Here is a 26879-nt window from a genome sequence, read left to right on the forward strand (position 1 = left end):
GATATGAAACCAATAAAAATAGGTATAGGTGGGCCAGTTGGAGCGGGAAAGACCCAACTTATCGAAAAAATAACCCGTGCATTAGACGGCAGGGTAGAGACTTGTGTAATTACCAATGACATTTACACCAAAGAAGATGCTAAAATTCTTATTAGAACTGGGATTTTGCCAGCAGACCGTATTATTGGGGTGGAAACAGGAGGATGTCCCCATGCTGCAATCCGTGAAGATATCTCAATGAATGCCGAAACCGTCGATATTTTAATAGAAAGGCATCCTAACGTAGAGCTGATTTTTATAGAGAGCGGGGGAGATAACCTTGCAGCAACATTTAGTCCGGAACTTGTAGATTTCTCTATTTATATCATAGATGTGGCTCAAGGGGAAAAAATACCACGTAAAGGTGGTCAAGGTATGATAAAGGCCGACCTATTTATTATCAATAAAACAGATTTGGCGCCTTATGTAGACGCTAACCTAGATATTATGGCCTCAGATACTAAAGTATTCCGCGGGGATAAACCATTTTATTTTACTAATCTTAAAACAAATGATGGTCTGGAAGATGTTATTAACTGGATTGATCAACATGTGCTATTAACGGGATTGAATGAACTTAAATAGTGATAAATGGACTGGCTTTCTTAGAATTGACATTGAAAACCGAGCAGGAAAGTCAGTCCCTAAAAACATCTATTATTATAATGCTCTAAAGGTGCAACGCCCCATTTACCATGGAACTACAGGGATGCCGTGTTATTACATCCTTAATGTGGGAGGTGGTTATATGAATGGTGATACCTACCGCTTAGAAGTGCGGTTAAGGGAAAATGCTAAATTAACGCTAACCACCTTGGGAGCTACATTGATTTACAAAACGCTGGATAAACCGGCTTATCAAGAGTCAGAGATAGTTCTTGAAAAGGATAGTTATTTGGTGTACTTGCCCGATCCAATAATAGGGTATGAAAACGCTCAGTACAAACAGGTCGACACTATTTACATGGAGAAAGGTGCTACCTTGATCTATTCTGATATTTTAACGCCTGGTTGGTCTGCCAATGGTAATTCCTTTACCTATAACATGCTTCAACTCAAAACCAATATTTACATGGAAGATGAGTTGGTGGTTTATGACAACATAAAGCTAGCACCTGCCGTTCAGCAAATAGATGTGCTCGGGTTTATGGAGGATTTTACACATCTTGGAACGCTAATCGTTATAGGTGAGAAAACAGATGATGATTTAGTAAAACGCCTGCACCAGGTTATTCATGAACAACCCGGAAAATTTGATGTTGGAATTTCTCGGCTTTCAGTTCCCGGTTTTACAATACGTATCATGGCGAATATGACCCAGGACGTTCAACGGATAATTTCGGTATGTCACAAATTAATCAGTGAAGAGTGGTTTGATGAAACACCTATGTTTTTGAGAAAGTATTGATATTTTGGTATAATTTCTCACCCACCAAGTTAAATTTATATGTCCGGACCCGTTCCTTTAAAGTGGGCATCAGAATATCAAAACTCATTTTTGTCATATGCCTCATGTGCTTGCCCTGAGGTAATTGACTATAAATCCATTGTGCATTAAATAATTTCTTAGCATCATTCTACATTAATTTTTTTGAAATTTGTTTCAATGTTGATAGTAATTTAGCGAAGAGAGAGAGTAATGCGCAAGGAGTTTATTTTGTCCCCGATAGTAGTAAGATTGAGTCAAATAATGTTACCTTTTCGTCCAATTTTTATTTATTGGATGCTTGTGAATTATAATGATGAAAAAAACAATAAAGTACCCCTTGTATTTACTGCTCAGCATACTCCTGAGTTCCTGTGCAAACCAGGATAAAAATAAAAATAGTGCAGAAGGCGGGAAGAAAGATAATCTGATTTTGGCAATAGGAGGGGAGCCAGATAATGGTTTTGATCCCACTACCGGTTGGGGACAATATGCGTCACCACTTTTTCAAAGTACGTTATTGAAATATGATACGGATTTTAATGTTGTATATGATGCCGCAATCGATTATCGGATTAGTGATGACGGGCTAAACTGGACAGTTAAGCTACGTGATAATATTAAATTTTCCGATGGAAAACCGCTTACAGCCAATGATGTGGTTTTTACTTTTAAAACCGCTAAAAATAGCGCTTCTGTGGTTGATCTTACCAATCTGGACGATGTTAAGAAAATTGATGACTTTACGGTCCAGTTTTTCTTAAGGAAGCGGAATTCCACTTTTATTCATCATCTTATAAGTTTGGGTATTGTCCCTGAACATGCTTATGGTGCATCTTATAATGAAAACCCTTTGGGATCGGGGCCCTACAAATTGGTTCAATGGGATAAAGGTCAACAACTAATTGTCAAAGCCAATCCCCATTATTATGGAAAAAAACCTTTTTTTAAGAAACTAATATTTTTGTTTTTATCCCAAGATGCTGCTTTTGCTGCAGCTAAAGCAGGTCAGGTAGATGTTGCATCGGTAACCCCGGCATTGGCCAATGAAAGAATAAACGGGATGAAGCTGGTCGCTTTAAAAAGCGTGGACAATCGCGGGGTAGTGCTTCCTTTTGTTCCAAAGGAAGGAAAATCTGTTGATGGGGTTCCCATTGGGAATAATGTAACCTCAGATATCGCCATCCGTAAAGCCATGAATGTGGGGGTGAATAGAGAAGCTTTGGTTAACGGAGTTTTAAAAGGTTATGGGACACCGGCCTATACCATAGCTGATCATTTGCCATGGTGGAATTCTGAAACGGAGATTAAAAATGACGGAGATGTAAAAAAAGCTATTGAAATATTAGCTAAGGCTGGTTGGATAGAAAATAAAGACGGCATCAGAGAAAAGAATGGAGTTAAGGCAGAATTCACCTTGCATTACCCCTCCAATGATCATACTAGACAATCTTTATCCATTGCTTTTGCAGATATGATGAAGGCCTTGGGTATCAAAATCAATGTTAAAGGGAAAAACTGGAATGGGATAGAAAAAGAACTCCATTCCAGCGCTATCTTATTTGGTCTAGGGAGTCATGATCCGTTAGAATTGTACAATGCCTTTAGCAGTAAAGTACAAGGTCATGGCCTTAATAATCCAAACTATTATGGCAACGAAATCGTGGATGCGTATTTTGAAAAAGCGCTGAGTGCCACTTCACAAGAACAAGCTAATACCTTTTGGAAAAAAGCACAATGGGATGGAAAAACAGGTTTCTCTAACAAAGGAGACGCCCCTTGGGTGTGGTTGGTTAATCTGGACCATTTATTTATAATGCGGGAAAATCTGATAATAGGTCCACAAAAGTTACAACCCCACGAACACGATTGGCCTATTACGGATTTTATTGAAACTTGGCATTGGAAAGATTAACAAAAGATTGGAAAAGGTTTATAGATGATTAAGTTTATCCTGAGAAAAATCGGAAAATTAATGGGTTTACTGGTGGCTATCAGTATTTTCTCCTTTATACTGATAAGTAATTCCCCAGTTGATCCGGTACAATCTTATATTGGTGCAGAAATATCAAGGATAAGTCCAGAGCAACGAACAAATATTGAAGAATATTGGGGGTTGCACCGCTCTAAACCTGAACAATATTTCCTATGGTCAAAAGCAGTTTTTCAGGGCAATTTGGGAGAATCGTTAATATACCGAAAACCGGTGACAGACATAATTTGGGAACGTTTTTCTGCCTCAATTCTCCTCATGGGGATCGCATGGGTATTATCCGGAGTTTTTGGTCTAATTCTGGGGATCTTAGCTGGAATGAATGAAGGGTCTATACTGGATCGTATTATAAAAAGTTATTCTTTTATTTTAGCTTCTACCCCTGCTTTTTGGTTTGGCTTATTGGTATTGATGGTTTTTGCAGCTTGGTTAAACTGGTTTCCCGTAGGGCTAGCCGCACCAGCAGGTAGTTTAAGGGGAGAAGTTAGCTTAGCAGATACATTTAAACACTTGTTTTTACCGGTCCTAACTTTGAGTATTGGCGGGGTGGCCAGTATAGCATTACATACAAGGGAAAAAATGATAGAGGTGCTTAGTAGTGAATTTATCCGCTTTGCAAGGGCTAAGGGGTTAAGCGGAATGAGATTGTTTTGGAGGCACGGATTACGCAATATTTCATTGCCAGCCATATCCTTACATTTTGCATCTTTTGGGGAACTGTTTGGTGGTGCAGTCTTAACGGAACAAGTGTTTTCATATCCCGGTTTAGGACAAGCAGTGGTGAGAGCAGGCTTAGGTGGAGATATACCCCTTCTTTTGGGAATTACCTTGTTTAGTGTTGTCTTTATTTTTGTGGGCAATTTTATGGCAGATTTACTATATGTGGTAATAGATCCTCGGATGAAAACTAAACAAGCCCATGACTGAAATAGGAACTAAATATCTGCCATTGAAACGTTCCGAAAATTGGAATCGGAGAAAACGAGCGCTAATGACCTCCGTTATCGCCATTATCTTATTAATGGTTCTTGTCGTGAGTGGATTTTTTATTGGGACCGACGGATTGGCGGTTAATTTTGATGCATCCAACAGTGCACCTTCATTGACGCACCCCTTTGGCACGGATTGGTTAGGGCGTGATATGTTTGTACGAACAGTAAAAGGCCTTACCCTAAGTTTTTGGGTAGGTTTGTTGGCCGCTTTTATCAGTGCCCTTATCGCGTTGCTGCTAAGTTTGTTATTAGTGCTCAATAAAACCTTGGATTCTTTGGTGACGGGACTTATTGATTTGTTTCTAGGACTACCACATATGGTAACCTTGATCCTAATATCTTTTATGCTCGGCGGCGGACTCAAAGGGGTTATTATTGCCCTAGCATTAACCCATTGGCCCCGTTTGGCGCGTTTATTGCGTGCAGAAATCATGCAAATAAAAAATACCGAGTACATTACGGTTTCGCGAAACATGGGAAAATCGTGGTTTTGGATTGCTCGTCATCATATTTTACCCCATTTAATCCCTCAGTTAATTATTGGGTTTATCTTGACGTTTCCACATGCTATTTTACACGAGGCCAGCATTACCTTTTTAGGATTTGGTCTATCTTCGGAGCAACCCGCTATTGGAGTTATCTTGTCTGAATCTATGGGATATTTATCCTCAGGAATGTGGTGGTTAGCATTGTTTCCAGGTTTAATGTTGTTACTGATGGTTGCTGTTTTTGATAGTCTAGGTCGTAATTTGCGTAATATTTTGGACCCATTTAAAGGACAAAAAGGTTGAGTTTTGCTATGGAAAATATATCGATTCCCAATAAAAAGAATAAAATACCATTATTGGAGGTAAAACAGCTTTCATTATCCTTTCCACAGTATAAAAAAGGATTTGAAGAATCCTATATTCAAGTTATCAGGGATTTTGAACTCACTATTTATCCTGGTGAGATAGTGGCCGTGGTGGGGTCTAGTGGATCGGGTAAAAGTCTTCTAGCCGATTCCATCTTGGGAATTTTGCCAGAAAATGCCGCGATTAACGGAACTCTTTTATTTAAAGGGGTTGCATTGACTAAAAATAGGCAAGAACAACTTCGCGGAAAAGCGATATCGCTTATTCCGCAATCCGTAAAGGCATTAGACCCGCTAATGAAAACCGGTAGGCAAGTACAGGGTATTATCCGAGATAAAAAAGATAAAAAAAGAATACAAGAAGAGGCCTTTCTAAAATTAGGTTTAGCACCCGGTACTGGTGATAAATATCCCCATGAGCTTTCAGGAGGAATGGCCCGAAGGGTTTTAATAGCGTCGGCTATGGTAAGTGAGGCACAATTAATAATTGCCGACGAGCCCACTCCAGGTTTGGATGAGCTGGCATGGGAAGAAACGCTTAGCAATTTAAAGCAACTGAGCGAAGGCAATAGGGGTATTATGTTTATTACTCACGACATTCAGGCCGCTTTAAAAATTGCTGATAAGATAGCCGTGTTTTATGCCGGTGAAACATTGGAAATAGCAAATAAAGAAGATTTCTCGGGAAAAGGTGAAGTATTAAGACATCCCTATACTAAAGCCTTGTGGCTTGCCTTACCTGAAAATGATTTTAAAGTCTTAAAAGGTAATCAACCAGAATCCGAGGATGTTTTCCCAGGATGTGTATTTGAGCCACGATGCCCCATAGCTACCGGGCTTTGTAAAACAAATAAGCCGGACTCTACGATGATCAACAATGGGATAACACGCTGTTTTTATGCTTAAAATAAACAATATAAGCTACAAATATCATTCAGATCATTGGATATTTGATAGCATTCAGCTCAATGTTAATCCAGGAGAAGTGGTTGGAATTTACGGGCCTAGTGGTGTTGGAAAATCTACTTTTGCAAAAGTTATTGCAGGTTACTTAAAACCAGATAGGGGCTCCATTATAGTAAATGGAAAAGTATCCCCACAAATTGGAAGAAACCCGGTACAATTAATAGGTCAACATCCAGAAAAAGCTATTAATCCTCACTGGCGGATGAAGCAAGTTTTAGCAGAATCTGGAGAATACAGCGATGGGTTTTTATCGGAATTGGGGATTAGTAAAGAGTGGATGCACCGCTTTCCATCACAGCTGTCTGGAGGCGAATTACAGCGGTTTTGCCTTGCAAGAGCTATTGCACCTGAAACATCGTACTTGATAGCGGACGAAATGACTACAATGCTGGATGCCATTACCCAAGCACAGATTTGGCAAACCGTATTATTGCTCGTGGAACGAAGACAACTGGGAATGTTGGTCATAAGCCATGAGCTGCCTTTATTGAAACAAATTTCTAATCGTATTCTCAACTTTGAAGAGCTTGCAAGAGCTATCTAAAGAATAGCGTATGGGGAATGGATTTCAATCAAAAATTGGTATACGGAATTAAGGAGATATAGTTTGTAAATGGAATATCACTGCACCAGTATAATTTTACTCACTAAGGCTCGCCTGCCGGTTCCGTTTTTGCGGACGTCAAAATGGTAGTAATGGATTACGTCCAATACCTCATGGCCTTGTTTAGAAGTAATTGACTGCTAGATGCCAAATGACTTATGACTGGATTGTTTTAAGATAAAAAACACAGTATCTTGGCCGGCATGAAAACAAAATCACTTGCTATTGTTGGTTGTGGGAAACTTGCCCATATAGTTGTAAAAGCAATAAACTCTGGTTTATTACCCCATTATCAGCTTATTGGCGCCTATTCACGCACCTTTGAAAAAGCGGAGAAAATTGCGGAACTGGTCTCCAATTCCCAACCCCAAGAATTGTGCACTGCTTTTAAAACCATTGATGAATTACTGGCCCTTAAACCCGACTATATTGTTGAGGCGGCTTCACCAAACGCTTTTCGTGAGTTCGCAATTCCTGCATTAAAAAACGGCTCCTCCATTGTAACTCTTTCTATAGGTGCATTGGCAGATACTGCTTATTATGAGGAGGTTAATACGGCCGCGAGTGAAAACAATACTCGAGTACATTTAGTTTCTGGTGCTATTGGTGGTTTTGATGTTATGCGAACTATCTCTCTCATGGAAAGTTGTACTGCATCTTTTGACACCGAAAAAAATCCTAACTCTCTTAAAAACACACCCGTATACGAGGAATCCCTTCAAACTGAAAAGAAAACGGTTATGAAAGGAAACGCTAAAGAAGCTATTGCTCTTTTTCCTTCCAAAGTAAATGTGGCGGTTGCCGCTTCACTGGCTACAGTAGGTCCGGACAACATGGAAGTTTCAATAACATCCACACCAGGCTTCGTGGGTGATAGACATCGAATAGAGGTTAAAAGTGAACAGGTAAATGCTTTAATGGATATTTATAGCAAAACCTCACAAATTGCCGGGTGGAGCGTTGTCAATACCTTACGTAATATTACCTCGCCTATTGTATTTTAAGGTACTGCTTAATCTTTGCCAATACCTTCTTGCTTAGTCGGTCAAAAGCCTGTCTAGTTCTTCCTACGGAGACTTGCATGCAATATACATTAGGATGGTCTAAAAATTTTTCATTTCCTAAAGCCTCTATTGTATCTGCATAAAGTCTATTTTCCCCCTTTATCCAATTTTCAAAAGGAACTTCGTCCCAAGCAGGGGAAAGTCCGGTATTAAAAAGTATTTTTCGGTTTCCCAAACTTGCGAACTCTTCTTTGTGCAAGAGGACCGTATTTTTATTGAGACAGGTGATAACTACTTCACTTTCTGCAAGTAATGTTCTTAATGGTAAATATCGATATCCTTTGGCTAGTGCTTCTGTTTTTTGACTAAAGGAAAAATAGGCGATCTCGGCACCTAGAAAATGAAGGGTATCGGCAACCATACCTCCAGATGCTCCCAAACCTACGATTCCTACTTTCAATCCTGTAATTTCCCTAGGGACTCCATCCCAAGGTTGTTCTGGATTGCCATTGGGTTTGGTGCCAAAACCATGTAGGCATCGGACTAGCTCACTAATAACATATTCTACGACCCCTTCATCACCATAATCGCGAATTCCCGTAACGGTAATTCCACGCGCATTGGCGTATGAAATAGCTACATTTGCACTTTCCGGAGAGTATAGAGAGCAACACATTCCAATGGATTTTATATTAGGACACTCTTCTAGCGCTGCTGTACCAAGATTGGACGTGTAGCTTAATAATACAGCATCGGCATCGCCAATTCGCGTTGCTATTTCTGCATTATTGGAGGGGATGTCCCTAGACAGAACTACTTCTTTTGCATAGTTATAAAGATCTATTTCCGCTGATGGAATTAAATTTAGCGGCTCAATAGCAACAAGTTTATTGAACATTATCTAGTTTGATTTTTTTCCATAGCGCATTATAAAGTATCTTTTGTGGAAAAACAAACCTAAGGTTGGGAAAAACTTGGGATTGGTAATTCCCTCCGATATCGATAGGAATAAATTCCCCAATGCTATATTCCACGATATAGTGTAAACTTAAGGGTTTGTAAAATGATCATCGGTACAACACTCTTTTATTTATTATAATAAAGCCACCATTTAGTATATTCTAATTGAGCTTTAAAATGGTTTTTCAAGAAATTTAAATTATTGGGCAGTGGGCTTTTTTTCCTGACCAGTAGAAATGTATGAGGTTTGTAACTTATCGAATCCAATCGATAGATCGTCTGATCATCCTTCATATCCCAAAGATTATTTCTCCATAGATTATCATGTTGAAATAGCACTTCCCTATCTGTAGTGTTGTGGGTAGATTTTAAAGTTATTTGATTCGCCTCGGTATAAAATGGAACAGAAGAGAGAAGATAATCGTATACTAATATAGTAGACTCCTGATTATGACCTTCGGCATTGATAAAGCCAATGATCTCTTTGGTAGAATTGATCGCTACACTATTATCTGGCAGAATGGAGGTTGTGGTTACTAACACTGTTCCACTAAAAACTGTCGCTAGAATAGCCGTTTTAATGGGAGAGTAATTATCTAACGCAAAGTAAATACCTGTATATATGGAAACACAAATGAAAGTCAAGATTAAAGTTCCGTTTGCAATCTTGATGAATTCAGGTTTCATAATATAACAGGTGAAAACTCCCATGAAAAAAACAAGTATCATAAAACTGAAAGCATGGTTTAAAATAAAACTGATTTTATTTCCGGTCTTAATCAATAGTGCTGAAATTAATAGGGACATCATCCAAAACACTGGAAGGATATATAAGATCAATTTAGTGCTGAAAATGGAAAATACTATAAGGGTGCAAAGGGTCGAGATCAAAAGCAATTTTGACTCCTTGTCCCCTTTAAATGCGATTAGTAATCGCTTCACATATTTCCCAATTATTGGGATCCACCATGGGAAAAGTAATATAATAATTAGAGGGATGAAGAACCAAAAAGGTTTGGAACGGTTAAAGGAATCTAGGGCGACTCGGGAATAAAGTTGCTTCTCCAAAAAATAATTCCATAAGCCAGAATTGTCCATTATCAATATGAAATACCAACTTCCACCTAAAAGAAGACACAGTATAAAACCCAACGCATGGTGGAGAGTAATCTTAAAACCAGCTCTAAAAAGTATTTTGTAAGTGATGATATAGGTGAAGATAAATATAAGTTCAACCGGACCTTTGGTCAGCAAACCTAGGGCAACTAAAATATAGAACAGATAAAGGTAAAATATCCTTTTATAATTGGTGTAATTCTGCCAGCAATAAATGGCCCCTAGGATAAATGTAGTAAGATAGGCGTCTGTGGTTAAATTGCGACTTGATATTAACACTATCGGTATGGAAAAATAGATGAGTCCAGATATAAACGCTATCTTTTTATTGTGGAACAGCAACTGAGCCATTCCATATATTAATAGTAATTGGATTACGATGGCAATCTGAAGGAAGAACCTCGCACCAAATTCATTTATCCCAAAGATACGGTAGCCCACGGTTGTAATATAGTAGGTTAGAGGAGGTTTATGATAGTGAAATATGCCCAGTAGCTTCGGATTCAAATAATCGCTAGAGATGAACATTTCCCTACTGATCTCTGCGTAACGGGCCTCACTGGTTTCTGCTAAACCGTAATTGCCTATGCCATTTATTAACAATATAAAGACAATAGCGATAAATACTATATAAAACCGAAATGTAGTTATTTTAGTTAGTAATATTTTCATTTCGGTAGTTAATGGGATGTTTTTGATCCTAGTAGTTAGGTTAAGGTACAAAAATCTTTTTGGGCATAAAGTATTGTATTCCAGAAAACTAAATAGATATGGTTTGGTAAATCAATTATTACAAGAGTAAGTTATCTACCTTTAACCCATAATTCCAGTTGAATAAGCCCTTTCTGGCAAACAGTTTGTTAATGGTTTAGTTCACTTCAATCTGATAGGAAAATGAAAAAAACAATTTCAGTATTTGGTATGTTAGGTTTGTTAGTCATGTCTTGTAAAAACAACGATAAAAAGCAAGACCACACCCTTGAAGTTAAAAACATGACAGAAAAAATTACTACTCCGGATATGCACACTTCGCAGATATCACTGGATTGGGAGGGAACCTATACTGGAACGTTACCATGTGCCAGTTGCGTGGGTATAAAAACCATAATATCTTTAAAAGCAGATAACACGTATACCTCTGAGGCTGCCTATTTAGGGGAGGAAGAAGGAAAGTTTTTTGATAAAGGAAATTTTGAATGGAGGGCAGATGGTAATACTATTACATTATATGAAGCGGACGGGGGAAAACAATTATATAAAGTGGTGGAGAATGCTATAATTCTCTTAAATTCGGATGGAAAAATCACTACAGGGGAGTTGGCCGGGCATTACATATTATCTAAAAAGTAGTATTCTTTCTCATAATAGTGGCCTTGGTGAAAATCAATTCAGGATACTATGGTTAAAAATGCTATATATATTATATTCGTTATAATAGGTGCTAATATGGCCCTTTAATTCAACGAAGATTTTTAATACCAACAGCATGAAATCAACAAATAAATTCTCCGGTTTATACACTGATCAGTACCAACTATCAATGGCTGAGGGCTATTTTTTGGCCGGGAGGGGGACAGATAGTGTCAATTTCGATTATTTTTTTAGAAAAAATCCTTTTGGAGGTGGATTTACCATTTTTGCAGGATTACAAGACCTTTTTGAAATGATAGAAGACTTTAGGTTTAATTCGGAGGCTATTGATTTTCTACACAAAAGAGGCTTTCACAGTAGTTTTCTGGATTACTTAAAGGACTTTAAATTTAAGGGGACTTTACATGCGCCGCAAGAGGGAGAAGTCGTTTTTCCTAATGAACCGACAATTACAGTTGAAGGAAATATTATTGAGGCTCAACTTTTGGAAACCTTATTACTAAATACCATCAATTATCAATCTCTTATCGCTACAAAGGCAAACAGACTACGACATTCTGCGGGGGATAGGGGTGTAATGGAATTTGGAATGCGACGAGCACAAGGATGGGCCGTTATCCATGGTAGTAGGGCAGCGGTAATTGGTGGGGTAGATAGTACATCAAATGTGCTGAGCGCCTATTTGTACGGATTGGAATCTTCTGGGACCCAAGCTCATTCCTGGATACAAAGTTTTAAGGATGAAATAACGGCCTTTAGGGTTTATGCCGAAACCAGGCCCAAGAACTGCGTGTTGCTGGTAGACACCTATCATACCCTCAATAGTGGCGTACCCAATGCAATCGTTGTTGCAAAGGAAATGGAGAAAAAAGGAGAACGACTCTCCGGTATTAGATTAGATAGTGGGGACTTGGCCTACTTGTCTAAAAAAGCGAGAATAATGTTGGATGATGCCGGGTTGAGAGGAGTAAAAATTATTGCATCTAATCAGTTGGATGAATACATCATTAAAAGTCTTATTGACCAAGGAGCAAAAATTGATGCATTTGGGGTAGGAACTAGTCTGATTACTGGGCGAGAAGATGGGGCATTGGACGGCGTCTACAAACTGAGTCAGGTTAACCAAAGACCTACCATAAAACTATCTGAAGATGTGTATAAATTGACACTCCCCGGAAAAAAGAAAATTGTAAGGTACTATAACGGGGAGAATAAACTATATGCCGATGCTATTGTACTAGCAGAAGAAAATTTATCGGAAATAGACACTATTTATCATCCTCAATACGCCGATAAAAAATCGGACGTAAGCGGATTAAAAAGTGAGGTCCTAGTTTCCAAAGTTTTTGAAAATGGTAAGGTTCTTGCCCCCAAAAAAGAGGTAAGGGAAATTTCAGAATATAGAAAATATAGAGTTTCCCAATTGTCCGAGGAGCATAAGCGGTTCGAATTTCCTCATATTTATAAGGTAGGATTAAGCGATGCCCTCATTAAACTGAGAGAAAAGCTATTGGCTGATATTAAAAAGAAAAAATAGAAATATAGCATTATAGAGAAAAATATGGTACTATTACTAATGAGAGGGAAGTAGGGGGTAATAAGTTAATGTAGTATCTTCCTCAGTTTAATGAAAGAGTTTAATTTATAATATCTCTCCCTATTTTAACCGATTGATAAAATAATTATAACCAAAACACCCATTTAACCTTATGGAAATCTTTCGCTTTTTTCCCTTTCTCTTCATGATTATTTATCTAGCAATATTTTTTGGAATTCTTTATTTAATCTATAAATGGGTAAATAAATTTATTGCACTGAAACAAGAACATAACGAGCTGCTTAGAGAAATTATTATGCGGATGGATAAAAGATAATATTAGGTAGCGTCTCTGCTCGTTAAGCTCATTTGTTCTGACAACTATTGGTCTTTGATAATTGAAATTATACTATTTAACACTATTCCAAACCTAACATAGATAGGGTAGTAAAATTTAATTGTATAGAAATTTCACCTCAGGAGTTGCTATCTCCCATAGACTTGGTGTAAATGTAATTGTACTTATTGCCAATTTCCTTTCCCTCAGGAGCTTTCTCCGTCTTTGCGATTTGGGTCAACTCAGTACCAGAAGACATGTTGCTTACAGTTACAGTCCGTGATTCTATTCTATTCTTGTGTCCTTAGATTCTTACCGGTATTCAATGACCTTTTCCTAGGAGCACTTATAAGCAGTGTCGCAACTAATAAAAAGAATAGCAACGATTATTCTAAATTGAAGCAGTACCTCAGTTAAAATCATTAATGCTGCGTAAACATGGTACATAAACTAATTTAAAAAATAAAATAGACCTTTTAAATACCTATTTTCTGGTCTTCAACGGGAAGAAAAATATGGAAAGTAGCACCGACGCCCAATTCCCCTTTCGCGACAATTGCACCATTATGATTTTCTACTATCCTTTTTATAATGGCAAGACCAATCCCAGTTCCTGGATATTCGTTTTTTCCATGTAGCCGCTGAAAAAGTTCAAAAATCTTATCGCTATACCGTTGATCAAAACCAATTCCGTTATCGGTTACCGAAATGCGGCAGTAGCTATGATCATCCATTAAATTTTCATTTTCTATGGTATTCCCCTTCACAATAGCAGTGCTTATTGTGATGCGTAGAGGTTCTTCTGTTTTAGCGAATTTTAAGGAATTAGTAAATAGATTGTGAAAGAGCTGTTGAATCTGAAAAGGAATTATATTTACCTCCCCACTAGTTTGAATATCAATGGTAGCATTTTTATCTAATAATTCTTCTCCAAGGTCATCTTCTACTCGTTCAATAATGCCTCTTAAAGCTACTTTTTTAAAATCTCCCTCTAGATTATGAGTTCGGGAATATGCAAGCAAATCCTCAATTAGTGACTGCATACGTTCGGCAGACGATTGCATGCGATTAAAAAGATCTAGACCGTATTCTGATAAGGAGTTGCTTTCTTTTTCTGCTATACGAGAGGCAAAAGTCTGAATTTTTCTTAGTGGCTCTTGTAGATCATGGCTAGAAATATACGCAAAAGATTGAAGCTCCTTATTCATTTTCTGAAGCTCATTATTTTTTTGTTCTAGTTCTATCTTTTTCTCCTGTAAAGCGTCATCGGCCTCTTTTTTTGCTGTTTGGTCCCGCGTAACTTTAGAAAAACCTATTAATTTATTATTATTTCCATGTACAGCTGTAATAACGACACTTGCCCAGAATAGAGTTTTGTCTTTCCTAACCCGCCAGCCTTCTTGTATTGCTTGGCCGTTTTTTATAGCCTTTTTTAATAATTTTTGGGGTAGTCCACTTTTTTGATCTTCCTCTGTATAAAAGTTGGAAAAACTTTTACCAACAAACTCTTCAGCGGTATATCCTTTGATTTTTTCTGCGCCAGCATTCCAGTTCTCCACAATCCCATCCTTATTTAGATATAGAATAGCGTAATCCTGTACTTCTTCCACCATAAGGTGGTAGCGTTGTTCACTTTCTTTTAAAGACTCATTTAGCTTAAGCAGCTCTGTGGTGCGTTCCCTAACTTGTTTTTCCAGCTCGTTTGTAAACATTTTTTGTTCTTGAATATCTGTGCTGGTTCCTACCCACATCGTTATTTCACCGTTTTCATTGAATTGAGGTCTTGCTCTACTCAATTGCCATCGATATTCCCCATCATGACGATAAAAGCGGTGCTCTATTATAAAATCTTCACCAGAAGCAATAGATTTTTTCCATAATCTAACATTCTCTTCTCTGTCGTCTGGATGTACCATTTGTAACCACCCATCTTTTCTTATTAATTCTTGCGGAGTAAAACCTGAAAACTTAAATACAGATTGGTTAAAGTAATTTATATTGCCTTGCGGATCTGCAATCCAGACAAATTCGGGCATGGAATCTGCTAGAAGTCTAAATTTCTGTTCGCTTTCCTCAAGTCTCTTTTTTGCTTCAATGTGCTCTGTAATATCAGTATTACTTCCAAACCAATTGGAAATTTCGCCAGATTCATCATAAACTGGCAAAACACGTGTCAAAAATTGTCTATACCCATTATCAGCACCTTTAAGGGGAAATATCATTTCAAATTCTTTTCTTGCTTTTAACGATTGCTGCCACTTCGCTAAAACTTCTTGTAAGTATTCTGGGTGAATTACCTTTTGCCAATTCCATCCTTCCACTTCTTCCAAGGTTGTACCTGTATAATCCTGCCATTTTTTATTATACCAATAAACACTTCCATTGGCATGAGTCATCCAGGCCATATTAGGTATGTTATCTGCTATAGCACGCATTCGAATGGCACTTTCCTTTATTTTTTCTTGACCTCTTATTTGATCTGTAATATCAATAAGGGTGTTAATTACACCACTAATTTGACCATCATTATTATAAATAGGTTTGGGGTGTGGAATAAAATGCCGTCTGCTACCATTTGGTCTTTCCACCACAAGGATTGGGTTAGTTACCTCACCACCTTTTAAAGCATGTGACATTGGAAGATCTTCTGATAACACTGGATTACCTTCAAGAGTGAAAATCTTCCATGATCCGGACCATAAATCCTTCCCAATAGCTGGGGTGTGGCCCCATAACTTAACAGCAGCCTCATTGAAGAGTTGTATATATCCTTCGCTGTCACAGATATATAACGCTACTGGCAACCCATGAACTAAGGATTTATATTTAGCTTCACTTTCTTCAATTGTTTTACGGATAATAACGTGATCGGTAACCTCTACACCAAGAGCCATAATCCCATCAATCTCCCCCTTAGCATTTACTAGTGGTTCAAAGCTGAAATTAAGATAGATAGTTTCTAATTGTTGGTTTCTAAGTAGTTGTAGTTGATATTCTGATGCAGTAAAAATTTCACCTGTTTTAAATACCTGATCCACAATTTCTTTTATTCCTTGTGTTTTTAGCTCTTGCAAAACTTCTAAAATGGGTTTATCTTCTACCTCATCAGCAGTTCTGCCCCATAACTCCAATGCCTTGGAGTTTGCTATTTCTGTAATATGTTCACTGCCTCTAAATATCGCGATTGCCACAGGGGCTTGTCTTATCATGGAGCGTAACAAATTCTCACTCTCCTGCAATTCTGTTTTGGCCTTTACGTTATCCGTAGTTTCAGTAAAGGTTATTAATGCTCCATTAACCTTGCCTTCATCATTAAACGCAGCACTACAACAGAATGTCCAATATCTATTTTTTGATGCCTTGTTTGTAAGAAATGGCAGATTCTCATTATAATAGGAGACAGGTTTAGTTGTAGACACTACTTCCTTTACCATTGGCCCTAATCGATTCCACATTTCTGGCCATGCTTCAAATCCCCTTTTGCCGATTACGGGATTCTTTTCTTCCCCTTCCAGATGTATCCTAAAAGCGTCATTATAAAAGCAGATATGCTCCTCTCCCCAAAAATAACACATAGGAAAGGCAGAGTGTAAAATCAAGCCAAGCGTGGAGCATAGGCTAGTGGGCCATTCTTTAATGTCACCCAATGAAGTTTTATCCCACTCTATTGATTTTATCAAGTCGCCCATTTCACCTCCACCATTGAGGAAAGTGAGTTCATCCCCTTTTAACGGTTTAGTCATAGCAATCTAATTTTCAGGTTCAATAAGAAAGATTTCCTTTTTAGGTTGTAGGCCAATGTTAGCGGTAAGAAGAGAGATAGCCTTTTTAATTACCGTTTTTAAATCCGAAAAAGCCGCAGGTTTCCGAATATAATGGTGAGCACCTTTGCCATATAGCGTATCAATTACTTGGGGATTGTTAGAGGTAGAATAGATTACCACGGGCAAATTTTTTAATTCCTCGCTCTGCTTTATTTCGGTTAAACATTCAAAACCTGTTTTACAAGGCATATTTAAGTCCAAAAAAAGAATATGTGGAAGATTGGTAAAATTATGCTGAAGATAATTCATTAATTCCACGCCATTATTCATTGTCTTTAACGATACGGGTAAAGTAAGTTCATCCAAAGCATCTTTGAAAAACATGCAGTCGTCCTCATCATCATCTGCGAGCATTATTTGTATATGGGCATTATTCATTCTAATTTCAAATTTAAAGAACTATAAGAAATAATTATGAGTTATTTTTCCTTGGTTTTAAATGTAGCGAAAATATTATTAAAACCGGTGTTTGGTGAGGATGTCTATTTATTTTTTTGTTATCAACATTTTACGTCCATGTAATTTAATTTATGGCCTCACAATGCTACAGATTAATGAAAAACGAATGCTATAAGGCCTATCTGTCTGTTCTTTTTTTGCGGGCGTCCAATTGTTTTCAGTAATCGACTTTTAATTTTCATGGGCTTACCATGTCTACTTATAAACACCTTAATCATCCTAAAATTTCAATTCATCCAGGCACTTATAATACTAAGCTACATTATGCAAATACTGTAAAGGGTAAATTAATAATGAACTTAATCAGATTATAGGAAAGGACCAAAGTAAAAATCGACCTTTTCAGTGTCAAAATACTGAAATTGAACTTGCTTTTGCTGTTTGTTGTGCAGACGTAATTTAAACTGGGTTCTATATTGTGGATATCTATTCCCAGATTTATCCGCTATCCTTTTTATTAAATATATATTTGGCATCCTAAAAAAATAATTATGAGCGTAACTTGGTACGAGTGCAAAGTAAAATACAGAAAAACACACGAAACAGGAGAACAAAAAGTAACTACGGAAACCTATCTCTTAGATGCTATATCCTATACGGAGGCAGAAACTAGGATTAACGAAGAAATGGCAGCCTATACAAGTGAGGAGTTTCTAATTACGAATATTAAGGTAGCAAATTTTTCGGAAGTCCATCCTTATGAAAATTCCGATCGATGGTTTAAATCTAAAGTTTCTTTAATCGCCTATGATGAAGAGAGTGGGAAAGAAAGAAAGACGAATTTATATATGCTGGTACAAGCCAATGACGTAAAAGAGGCGTATGATAATACGATAACTGCGATGAAGGGTACCATGGGCGAGTATTCTATTCCTGCAATCACCGAATCACCTATATTGGATGTATTTCCGTACTTTACAGGTGAAGAGGAGCAGTTGGAAAAATTTAATGCCATTGCAAAAACCGAACCCGAATCTGAATCTGAATCGGAAGACGTTCTAGAAGAGATGGAAGAGAGTGAAAGTAAGTAATCAATGTAAAGGCCTCTGATAATAAAAAAGGAGGCCTAAATTTCTTCTGTATTTTAGATAGGCTTAACCTTCAATAGGTATTCTTTGTTCAAAATCCTAAAGATTTCTGAACGGAGAAGTTTAATAAATAATAGGCTTTTAAGATAGTTCATACGCTGCATCAATCCGTGTTTGGAATTTTTCTTTAATAGATTTATCATCATTCCATGGTTGCCAGTACTCAAGGGATCGCGTTTCGCTATCTTTATTTTCTAAACTATAGAATACGACACGTTTTAATTATAGTTATAAAATTATATCTTGACTAATTTAGCTCTTATATTTAGGGCGTTCGGGCGGGCTATCCGTTTCAATCCCCCAACCTATGGCTTGGGGGATTTCCGCTGCTATCCCTAACGCAAAAGAATAAAAATAATCTCCTATAATGAAGAAACAGCTTTCCAACGCTACTTTATATCTAATGAGTATTTCGGCCGGACTTATAGTAGCGAATCTCTACTATAATCAGCCGCTATTGCATTTGATTTCAGAATCTTTTGGAGTCACGGAATCTGCGGTGAGTAACGTGGCGCTCGCAACACAATTGGGCTATGCAGGTGGATTACTTTTTATTAACCCTTTGGGCGATATGATGTCTAATAAGAAAATTGTACAGTATAATTTTATTTTGATGATTATATCGCTCTTGGCATGCGCAATGTCCAGTTCCCTAATGCTGTTAATTACTAGTAGTTTTTTTATAGGTTTAAGTTCATCGTTACCTCAACTATTTGTACCCATGGCGGCACAACTTAGTGATGATGAAGGAAGAGGAAGAGCTATAGGAATCGTTATGAGCGGATTGTTGATTGGGATTTTAGGTAGTAGGGTTATCAGTGGCCTGTTAGGAGAGCAATTTGGATGGAGGGTGATGTACTATGTGGCCGCAGTAATGATGTTGCTCCTTTTTATACTTCTCCAATTTAAATTGCCGAAAATTACCCCTAAATATAATGGATCCTATTGGGAGCTGATGAGGTCACTTTGGTATTATTTTAAAACGGAACGCTCGTTGCGTTTAGCTGCAATTAGAGGAGCATTGGCCTTTGCGGGTTTAAGTGCCTTCTGGACTACGTTGGTTTTCTTAATGGAAGATTCTTTTGGATATGGAAGTGGAATTACAGGAATCTTTGGGTTATTAGGGATTGTAGGTGCCTTGGCAGCGACAGTGGTAGGGAAAATGAGCAGTAAGGTAAGTAACAACAAAATTATTCTGTTTTCTAGTATTCTGCTTGTTCTGTCTTGGATGATCTTTCTGTTCTCTACCTATTCCCTGATAGGATTAATTATTGGGGTGATATTGATAGACCTAGGATTACAATCTTTGCATATTATTAATCAACATATTATATTTTCAAAAAATCCTGAGGCCCGGAACCGCGTAAACACAGTTTATATGGTCGCTTTTTTTATCGGAGGCGCTTTAGGAACTACCTTAGGAGCAATTTCCTGGGAAAATTATGGTTGGCTAGGAGTTTCTGTACTGGGAGGTGTTTTGTCCATAGGTATCCTTGTAGTACACCTTTTTTCTAGACGTAAAGCAACCATCTAGGGGATAAGAAATAAATGAATTATTAAAGGATAACATTTGGCCCAAGATTAGCTTCGGGAATGCAAATAGAGCTTTTCTTCCTTAAATAGTAACACAAAATAATTTTATACATGAATAATACTAAAGAATCACTTTCAGAAAATGATTTAAAACATCTGGCTCATTGTCTTGCTTTAGCGAAAGAAGCAGTAGATGCAGGAGATAAACCTTTTGGATCTATTCTTGTTAATAACAAAAACGAGGTAATTGCATCGGCACGGAATAGGGTGAACGAATTAAATGATTTGGCACATCCAGAGATCGAATTAGCACATTGGGCAGCAAAACATGTCTCTCCCGAAGAACGGAAACAAATAGTGATGTACACCAGTGGTGAACATTGCCCTATGTGTGCTGCGGCCCATGGATGGGTAGGTTTAGGGGGAATTGTATATCTAAGCTCTGCAAAACAATTAAAAGAATGGCTCTTGGAAATGGAAGTTCCTACAGCACCCATTAATTTTTATCCCATTCAAGATATTGTGCCTAATATTCAGGTAAAAGGTCCGGCAAGTGGGGAATTGCTAGAGGGCATCAAAGCCTTGCATAAGAAGTATTATGAACTGTATTCTTAAGTGAAAATTGGAACAATGGAGAATAGAGCTTTCCTAGATGAATGATAGAATAGGGGGCAGGAGATTCCTTCAATAGATAAATATAAAAATAAGCCCCATCAATATACACTTGATGGATTATTTTTATAATACCATATCGGATACACCTTCAAGCGTAAGGGTTTAATTTTAGGGGTGCCAATTGAAATAAGTATAATTTAAGGCAAATACACCTAATACAATTAATTGCAGAGACTACAATTAGACTCTCCCACCAACTTACCTTCAAGGTTCAATTCATATTTACAACATTCATTAAATTTCTCAATGAGAAGGCGCTTAGCCCGTCTTATCCGAGCTTTCACATTGGCTAGACTAATTCCTATTTCGGAGGCTACGTCCTTCTGCTTCATTCCTTTTATATAAACCATGGTAATTACCGATTTATATTCCTCGGGTAAATTGGCCAAAAAGCGATCAAAACAACATAAATCCAAATAACTTTCTGTTTGGACAATGGGAGCGTGATTAAGGTCTTGGACTATTTTACTCGACTTATTAAAATAATCATGGATTTCATTACGGACAATTTGAAATGCCCAAGCCTTTGCTTTTTCCCGGTTTTTTAACTGATGTATATTTTGATGAATTTTTAAAAAAGAATTTTGCATTATATCATTGGTAGTATCCCGATCATTTACTTTTTTAAGTATAAAAAAGTACATCTGACCATTATATTTATTCCATATGGTAGAAGTTTCCATTTCCTATTTTTAATGTTAAAGGTCGGATCTAAATCCAACCCTTTTTTTTTAACAACAATCACATTTGCTACATTCGCACTTGTCACAGGGACATTTATTTTCTAGGCAGTTTCCACAATTACATTGTTTGCAGTCGCAATCGGTACATTTACAATTATTCATATCTAAATTGTTTAAGTTCTATATAAGTAGACCGATAAACTTATAAAAAGATACAAATTATTTACTATTTTTTTAATCAGGAAAAGATTAACCTTGGAAAGTCCATGCAATAAACCGACTTTTTTTATTGCCTAGTTGCATATTAATCACCTTTACAGAGGTAGGAAGGGTTTTGTTTATAGCTCGTTTTATGTCTTTCACATTTTCATTTTGAGATACTAAGGAAGTAAACCAGTGTATTTGGTCTTTGAATTGCACACTTTCCATTGCCATTTTTTTTATAAAGGCTGTTTCCCCACCCTTGTACCACAGTTCGTTAGAGAGTCCGCCAAAATTTTGTGAATCTTTTTCTAATAACCTAAGATTTTGGACCTTGCGCTTATTGCTGCGAAGTGCTTCGGACTTATTCCTAAAAAATGGCGGATTGCATACCACCACATCAAAAACATCATCGGGCAATACAACGTGCTCTAAAATATTATTTTTAAACCGTTGATGGCGCAAATCTATTTCTTTTAAAACACGATTCTTTTCAATAAGAATTTGAGCGTTATTAAGGGATGTCAGATCCACTTCGGTTCCAGTACACTCCCAATTAAAATGACGACAGCCCAAAATAGGGTATATCAAATTGGCTCCAGTACCAATGTCCAATAACCGAATATTAGTTTTTGGAATTAAATCGGAAATATACAGTAGATAGTCCAGCCGACCAGGGATAGGAGGGCAAAGATTATTTTCTGGAATATCCCAATAGGTGAGGCCGTAATGCGACTTTAATAAAGCTGTGTTCAATGCTTTTACCGCATCTCTATCACCAAATTTTATAGTTTTACTCCCATAATCATTTACAAAAACAAAGTCATTTAGGGTAGGATGAATAGAAGTTAACCTATCAAAATCATACTCTTTTATGAAAGGATTTTTTGGGTGCATAAGGCAGTTTATTGTTTACTGATTTTTCCATAGTCGGTCATGATTTTCATAACCCTATCAATGGGAAGCGACGCTACTGTATTTCCATTTCTTCCAATCATGGTTTCTGCAGCAAACAAGGAATTTATAATAGCCTCCTCGGTTGCTTCTATAGTTGCTAAAAATAAGGGTGTCATAGCCTCATTTCTTAGTAGTTTAGCCTCATTAATTAAAGATTCACTGGAATAGGGGATTAAATTATCTTTTGCCGTTGATACCGCTATTATATAATCACCACTACCATTAGAGGCAATTCCCCCAGTTTTTCCTAATCCTAGCATAGCTCTTTTAGCAAGTCGCTCTAAATTTCTGGAGTCTAATGGTGCATCAGTGAAGACTACTATCATGCAAGAGCCATCCGTATCGTAATTGTACTGTTTAGGGATGGAATTCAACTCTTTGGCAATAGGAACGCCATTGATTTCTAGTACTCCTCCAAAGTTGGATTGAACTAAAACCCCCACAGTGTATCCTCCTTGTGATGGTGGAATTACACGAGAAGATGTACCAATACCTCCTTTGAACTGAAAACACACGGTACCAGTTCCTGCACCCACATTGCCTTCCATTACCTCCCCAGCCTTGGCATTTTCAATAGCACTCAATACATGTTCTAGTTTAATGTGCCTTCCCCTTATATCATTTAACCGACTATCGTTGGTTTCCCCAACTATGGAATTTACGGAATGCACATTTTCGTTGCGATCTAAAGTATAGGTGATTAAGGCATCAGAAGCTATGGGAACACTTAACGTATTGGTTAAGATAATGGGAGTTTCTATATTCCCTAATTCTTTTACTTGACTATAACCTGCTAATTTACCAAAACCGTTACCGATATAAATGGCAGCTGGCACTTTGTCTTGAAAAATGTTGCCAGAGTGGGGGAGTATGGCAGTTACCCCCGTTCTTACATTATCTCCTAAAATTAGGGTAGTATGTCCAACGCTAACTCCTAAAACATCTGTAATGGCATTGTTTTTACCGGTTTTTAAGACTCCAATCTCAATTCCGTAGTCCCTTGCTCTTTTGCGTTGGGAATGTGTTTGAAGGGAAATTAGTAAAACTACCAATACAAATAATCTAGTTGGTTTCATAGGGTAACTTTTAGTGCCGTTGGTGGTTTTCAGACAAGTTAAATTTATAATTGACAGAATTGTTTATTAGTTCTAGGATACACCAAATATAAGTGTTCCATAATTTAAAATTTAATTATCAGCTTTTCCTAAATATACATTAGAGATAAGCTACCACTCTAATGATTTATATGTTTTTCAGGTAGGCTATAAATAGATATTGAAATTATTCTAATGGTACTACATGGTTGTAGATAGGAAAAATTATATAAAACGTAATCTTATAAAAAGAAAACTGAGAATTATGCCTTAAATGTGATTTAACTATTCTAGGAAATAGTTGTAAAATAGTCCTATTTTTATTATAATGGCCGATCGCAGAATTTACCAAATCGCAAAACAAATATTTATGAAACGCATTCTCTTCAGGCAACCTGAGGTAACCCATTTGTTGTATTTAATTTTCACGATGCCTTTTTTGGATAAGCATCATATTAAATTGTTTCCTTCTTATGATTCACCAAATCACGCAAGCTCAAGTCTATAATTCAAATTTTCTTAATTCTTTCTTCAGGTTATGAGGAAGGATAAATTTAAAATTAGTAATCCAATAAAGAAATATGCCAGTAAAAGTTACTAGAAAAGAAAAATCTTCCAAGTTTTTAGGATTGGTAGTCAATAAAACAGTTTTCTTAAGTGCCACCTTAATTCTTATAGGAAGTATCCTCTTCACTTTAATATTTGAGAAAGAGGCCGATCATTATTTTGGAATTGCACAAACTTATGTGTCCGCCCACGGAGGTTGGATCTATACCTTAGCGGTTAACCTGTTCATTATATTTTGTCTATATATGGCTTTTGGGAAATTCGGAAAAGTCCGAATTGGCGGAAAAAACTCCAAACCCGAATTTAGCCTTTGGGCTTGGTTTTCCATGTTGTTCAGTGCTGGAATAGGAAATGGATTAGTGCTTTTCAGTATTGCTGATCCAGTGCGTGATTTTTTAAATCCCCCACGTTTAGCGGGAGAAGAACCGGCACTTATTGCACAAGAAGCTATTAGTTTTTCATTTCTTCACCATGGAATACACGGTTGGGCTATTTATTCTGTTGTGGGCCTCTCCTTAGCTTACTTTACATATAATAGAAAAATGCCCCTTACGCTACGATCCGCTTTCTATCCACTTTTAGGAAACAGGATTCATGGATGGATGGGAGACGTGATCGATATTATGGCGGTAATTACAACCTTATTTGGACTGGCTACAACAATAGGCTTTGGAGTAGGGCAGATCAATTCTGGACTGACTCATGTTTTTGGTATTCCAAGCTCCCTGTTTTATCAAATAATTATAATTCTTGCAGTTACCCTTGCTGCCACGCTCTCTGCATTTAGTGGTGTAAATAAAGGGGTTCAAATGCTAAGTAAGCTAAATGTAAGAGTCGCTTCGGCAATTTTTCTTTTGGTTCTTATTCTTGGGCCAACCACCTTTATATTTAAATCCTATATCCAAAATATTGGGGTTTACCTCACCAACTTTGTGGATATGGCCACATGGACAGAAGCGCTCAGGGGAACAGATTGGCAGAAAACTAGGACTATCATGTATTGGGGATGGTGGATTTCTTGGTCTCCATTTGTAGGTACCTTTATTGCCCGAATATCTAGAGGTAGAACCGTAAAGGAATTTATGCTCTGTGTGTTGATCCTTCCGGCATTGGTTACATTTCTTTGGTTCAGTGCCTTTGGTGGAATTACAATGCGCGATATTCTGTTAGGGGATACCGCTATGATCGCTGCGGTTAATGACAATATCTCTACCGCCCTTTATGTGTTTTTCGATAAATTTCCATTAGCAATGTTGCTTAAAGTATTGGGTGTTGTGCTTATAAGTAGTTTTATAATCACATCTGCAGATTCAGGAGCCTTGGTAGTAGATAGTATTACTTCTGGAGGTAAGCTGAAGACGCCTCCTTTTCAGCGAGTTATATGGGCAGTTGCTACGGGCACTATAGCAGGTGTACTTATGTATGGAGGTGGATTAAATGCACTGCAGACTGCAGTCACCATTTCTGGACTTCCCTTTGCCATACTGCTTGTGATGATGTGCTTCTCCCTCCATTCGGGAATGAAGGAAGATTATGAACAAGCAGAACGAGAACAGAAACTACTGGAAAGGGAATCCTATAGAAAAAATATCCTTCAACTAGTAGACAGGGAAAGGGAAGCTAGAAGCCAAAACGAAAAAGAAATTAACGTAGAATCTACACTAACAGATAATAAATAGGAAATGACAAAGAATAAAAGTTTGGATAACGAATTAAATCTTATTGTAGCGCTGGACCTTACAAGAATGGATCCTATTCTGCTGAAATATGTTAGTTATTTAAGCAATGTTTGGAAGGTGAAACACCTTTATTTTACTCATAATATAAAACAGTCCAAGCTTTATAATCTATACGAGGATTTTTTGAAGGACGATATTACAGTGGAAGATATCGTAGAGCGAGAACTAGAGCGTTCCATTAAAGAAAACTACAATGGAAATGCGCCACATACTGTTGTAATTACTTCCGATAATTATACAGAAAGTATAATTGCCGATTTAGCGAAGGAATACGATATAGATGTTGTGGTGATGGGGAATAAGGACGAGTTGCAAGGAACGGGTGCAATACCGCAAAAATTGGTACGTATGTTAAATAGACATTTGCTATTGGTGCCAGAGGATGCAAGGCATAGTTTACAAAAAATGTTGGTTCCCGTAGATTTTAGTTCTAATTCCGCAAAGGCATTTTCAGCAGCAAAAAGTTTAGGTAGTGATGATAATAAGGAAATACAAGCCTTGCATGTGTACAATATCCCTTCATTCTATTTCCCCTACATTGACACCCAAAAAGCAAAGGATAAAACGAGTGCGCATCTACACGCTAGATTTGATCAGTATCGTAAAAAGCACCGACTGCCGCGAGACATCGATTTTATACATATAGATCGCGAAGAGCACTCGGTAGTAGAGATAATTGAACGAGAAGCAGAGAAAGGGAATTTCGACATTATTTTAATGTCTGCCAGGGGAGGAAACAATATCACGTCCCTTTTTATAGGAAGTATTACAAACGACCTATTATTAATGAACCGAACAATGCCCTTGTTGGTCGTTAAGTAATAAAGCTAGGGCTTTTCCAACAGGTAAAGCCTTTTTTTT

Annotated in this window: 22 protein-coding genes; 15 read left to right on the forward strand and 7 right to left on the reverse strand. The window is 37.4% G+C overall.

Annotated features, from left to right (window positions below; genetic code table 11):
• Window positions 1-3 precede the first annotated feature (3 nt).
• The 8 genes from ureG to G466_RS0106925 all read left to right on the forward strand — a co-directional run bounded on the left by ureG (window position 4) and on the right by G466_RS0106925 (window position 7877).
• The gene (gene ureG / locus G466_RS0106890; protein WP_026813005.1) at window positions 4-624 is read left to right on the forward strand and encodes an urease accessory protein UreG; all 621 of its coding nucleotides are present in this window, start codon (window positions 4-6) and stop codon (window positions 622-624) included.
• Complete coding sequence (locus tag G466_RS0106895; protein ID WP_026813006.1) at window positions 611-1447, forward strand: urease accessory protein UreD; 837 nt, start codon at window positions 611-613, stop codon at window positions 1445-1447. Before ureG ends, G466_RS0106895 begins: the two co-directional genes overlap by 14 nt.
• 331 nt (window positions 1448-1778) lie before the next feature.
• Window positions 1779-3380, forward strand: a complete 1602-nt coding sequence (locus G466_RS0106900) for an ABC transporter substrate-binding protein (protein ID WP_026813007.1) — start codon at window positions 1779-1781, stop codon at window positions 3378-3380.
• 24 nt (window positions 3381-3404) lie between these two features.
• Window positions 3405-4385 carry an ABC transporter permease gene (locus tag G466_RS21575; protein WP_034234901.1) on the forward strand — a complete coding sequence of 327 codons (981 nt, stop codon included), beginning with the start codon at window positions 3405-3407 and terminating at the stop codon, window positions 4383-4385.
• Window positions 4378-5241, forward strand: a complete 864-nt coding sequence (locus G466_RS0106910) for an ABC transporter permease (protein ID WP_026813008.1) — start codon at window positions 4378-4380, stop codon at window positions 5239-5241. The genes G466_RS21575 and G466_RS0106910 overlap by 8 nt, the downstream gene beginning before the upstream one ends.
• A gap of 8 nt (window positions 5242-5249) precedes the next feature.
• Window positions 5250-6209, forward strand: coding sequence for an oligopeptide/dipeptide ABC transporter ATP-binding protein (locus G466_RS0106915; RefSeq protein ID WP_026813009.1), 960 nt, complete (start codon window positions 5250-5252; stop codon window positions 6207-6209).
• Window positions 6202-6813, forward strand: a complete 612-nt coding sequence (locus G466_RS0106920; RefSeq protein WP_026813010.1) for an ABC transporter ATP-binding protein — start codon at window positions 6202-6204, stop codon at window positions 6811-6813. The genes G466_RS0106915 and G466_RS0106920 overlap by 8 nt, the downstream gene beginning before the upstream one ends.
• Before the next feature lie 263 nt (window positions 6814-7076).
• The gene (locus G466_RS0106925) at window positions 7077-7877 is read left to right on the forward strand and encodes an aspartate dehydrogenase domain-containing protein (RefSeq protein ID WP_026813011.1); all 801 of its coding nucleotides are present in this window, start codon (window positions 7077-7079) and stop codon (window positions 7875-7877) included.
• On the opposite strand, the gene G466_RS0106930 is transcribed toward G466_RS0106925, so the two are convergent.
• Both G466_RS0106930 and G466_RS0106940 read right to left on the reverse strand, forming a co-directional pair.
• Window positions 7864-8775 carry an NAD(P)-dependent oxidoreductase gene (locus G466_RS0106930; protein ID WP_026813012.1) on the reverse strand — a complete coding sequence of 304 codons (912 nt, stop codon included), beginning with the start codon at window positions 8773-8775 and terminating at the stop codon, window positions 7864-7866. The two genes, G466_RS0106925 and G466_RS0106930, sit on opposite strands and share 14 nt — an antisense overlap.
• Before the next feature lie 188 nt (window positions 8776-8963).
• Window positions 8964-10625 carry an ArnT family glycosyltransferase gene (locus G466_RS0106940; RefSeq protein WP_026813013.1) on the reverse strand — a complete coding sequence of 554 codons (1662 nt, stop codon included), beginning with the start codon at window positions 10623-10625 and terminating at the stop codon, window positions 8964-8966.
• A gap of 222 nt (window positions 10626-10847) precedes the next feature.
• Here G466_RS0106940 and G466_RS0106945 point away from each other — a divergent pair, with 222 nt between their 5' ends.
• A complete protein-coding gene (locus G466_RS0106945) occupies window positions 10848-11303 on the forward strand; it encodes a copper resistance protein NlpE (RefSeq protein WP_026813014.1) in 456 nt (151 codons plus the stop codon).
• Between the two features lie 136 nt (window positions 11304-11439).
• Window positions 11440-12861 (forward strand): nicotinate phosphoribosyltransferase, encoded by a 1422-nt coding sequence (locus G466_RS0106950; RefSeq protein ID WP_026813015.1) that lies wholly within the window; start codon window positions 11440-11442, stop codon window positions 12859-12861.
• Between the two features lie 813 nt (window positions 12862-13674).
• Here G466_RS0106950 and G466_RS0106965 read toward each other — a convergent pair.
• A complete protein-coding gene (locus G466_RS0106965; protein ID WP_026813016.1) occupies window positions 13675-16941 on the reverse strand; it encodes a PAS domain S-box protein in 3267 nt (1088 codons plus the stop codon).
• Between the two features lie 6 nt (window positions 16942-16947).
• Window positions 16948-17400, reverse strand: coding sequence for a response regulator (locus G466_RS0106970; RefSeq protein WP_026813017.1), 453 nt, complete (start codon window positions 17398-17400; stop codon window positions 16948-16950).
• Window positions 17401-17972: 572 nt separating this feature from the next.
• On the opposite strand from G466_RS0106970, the gene G466_RS0106980 reads away from it, so the two are divergent.
• The 3 genes from G466_RS0106980 (at window position 17973) to G466_RS0106990 (ending at window position 20717) form a co-directional block, all read left to right on the forward strand.
• Complete coding sequence (locus tag G466_RS0106980; RefSeq protein WP_026813018.1) at window positions 17973-18512, forward strand: DUF4494 domain-containing protein; 540 nt, start codon at window positions 17973-17975, stop codon at window positions 18510-18512.
• Window positions 18513-18936: 424 nt separating this feature from the next.
• A complete protein-coding gene (locus G466_RS0106985) occupies window positions 18937-20103 on the forward strand; it encodes an MFS transporter (protein WP_026813019.1) in 1167 nt (388 codons plus the stop codon).
• A gap of 110 nt (window positions 20104-20213) precedes the next feature.
• On the forward strand, window positions 20214-20717 hold the full coding sequence (locus G466_RS0106990; RefSeq protein ID WP_026813020.1) for a nucleoside deaminase: 504 nt from the start codon (window positions 20214-20216) through the stop codon (window positions 20715-20717).
• 221 nt (window positions 20718-20938) lie between these two features.
• On the opposite strand, the gene G466_RS0106995 is transcribed toward G466_RS0106990, so the two are convergent.
• The 3 genes from G466_RS0106995 to G466_RS0107005 all read right to left on the reverse strand — a co-directional run bounded on the left by G466_RS0106995 (window position 20939) and on the right by G466_RS0107005 (window position 23694).
• Window positions 20939-21460: a sigma-70 family RNA polymerase sigma factor gene (locus G466_RS0106995; protein WP_026813021.1), complete on the reverse strand. Its 522-nt coding sequence runs from the start codon at window positions 21458-21460 to the stop codon at window positions 20939-20941.
• A gap of 249 nt (window positions 21461-21709) precedes the next feature.
• The gene (rlmF, locus tag G466_RS0107000) at window positions 21710-22558 is read right to left on the reverse strand and encodes a 23S rRNA (adenine(1618)-N(6))-methyltransferase RlmF (RefSeq protein ID WP_026813022.1); all 849 of its coding nucleotides are present in this window, start codon (window positions 22556-22558) and stop codon (window positions 21710-21712) included.
• Between the two features lie 8 nt (window positions 22559-22566).
• Entirely contained in the window at window positions 22567-23694 is a 1128-nt protein-coding gene (locus tag G466_RS0107005) for a DmpA family aminopeptidase (RefSeq protein WP_026813023.1), read from the reverse strand.
• A gap of 599 nt (window positions 23695-24293) precedes the next feature.
• Here G466_RS0107005 and G466_RS0107010 point away from each other — a divergent pair.
• Together G466_RS0107010 and G466_RS0107015 are read left to right on the forward strand one after the other, a co-directional pair.
• On the forward strand, window positions 24294-25958 hold the full coding sequence (locus G466_RS0107010; protein ID WP_026813024.1) for a BCCT family transporter: 1665 nt from the start codon (window positions 24294-24296) through the stop codon (window positions 25956-25958).
• Window positions 25959-25961: 3 nt separating this feature from the next.
• Window positions 25962-26840 (forward strand): universal stress protein, encoded by an 879-nt coding sequence (locus tag G466_RS0107015; RefSeq protein ID WP_026813025.1) that lies wholly within the window; start codon window positions 25962-25964, stop codon window positions 26838-26840.
• The last annotated feature ends 39 nt before the right edge of the window (window positions 26841-26879 follow it).

It is taken from the genome of Arenibacter certesii DSM 19833 (assembly GCF_000429545.1).
Taxonomy (GTDB): Bacteria; Bacteroidota; Bacteroidia; order Flavobacteriales; family Flavobacteriaceae; genus Arenibacter; species Arenibacter certesii.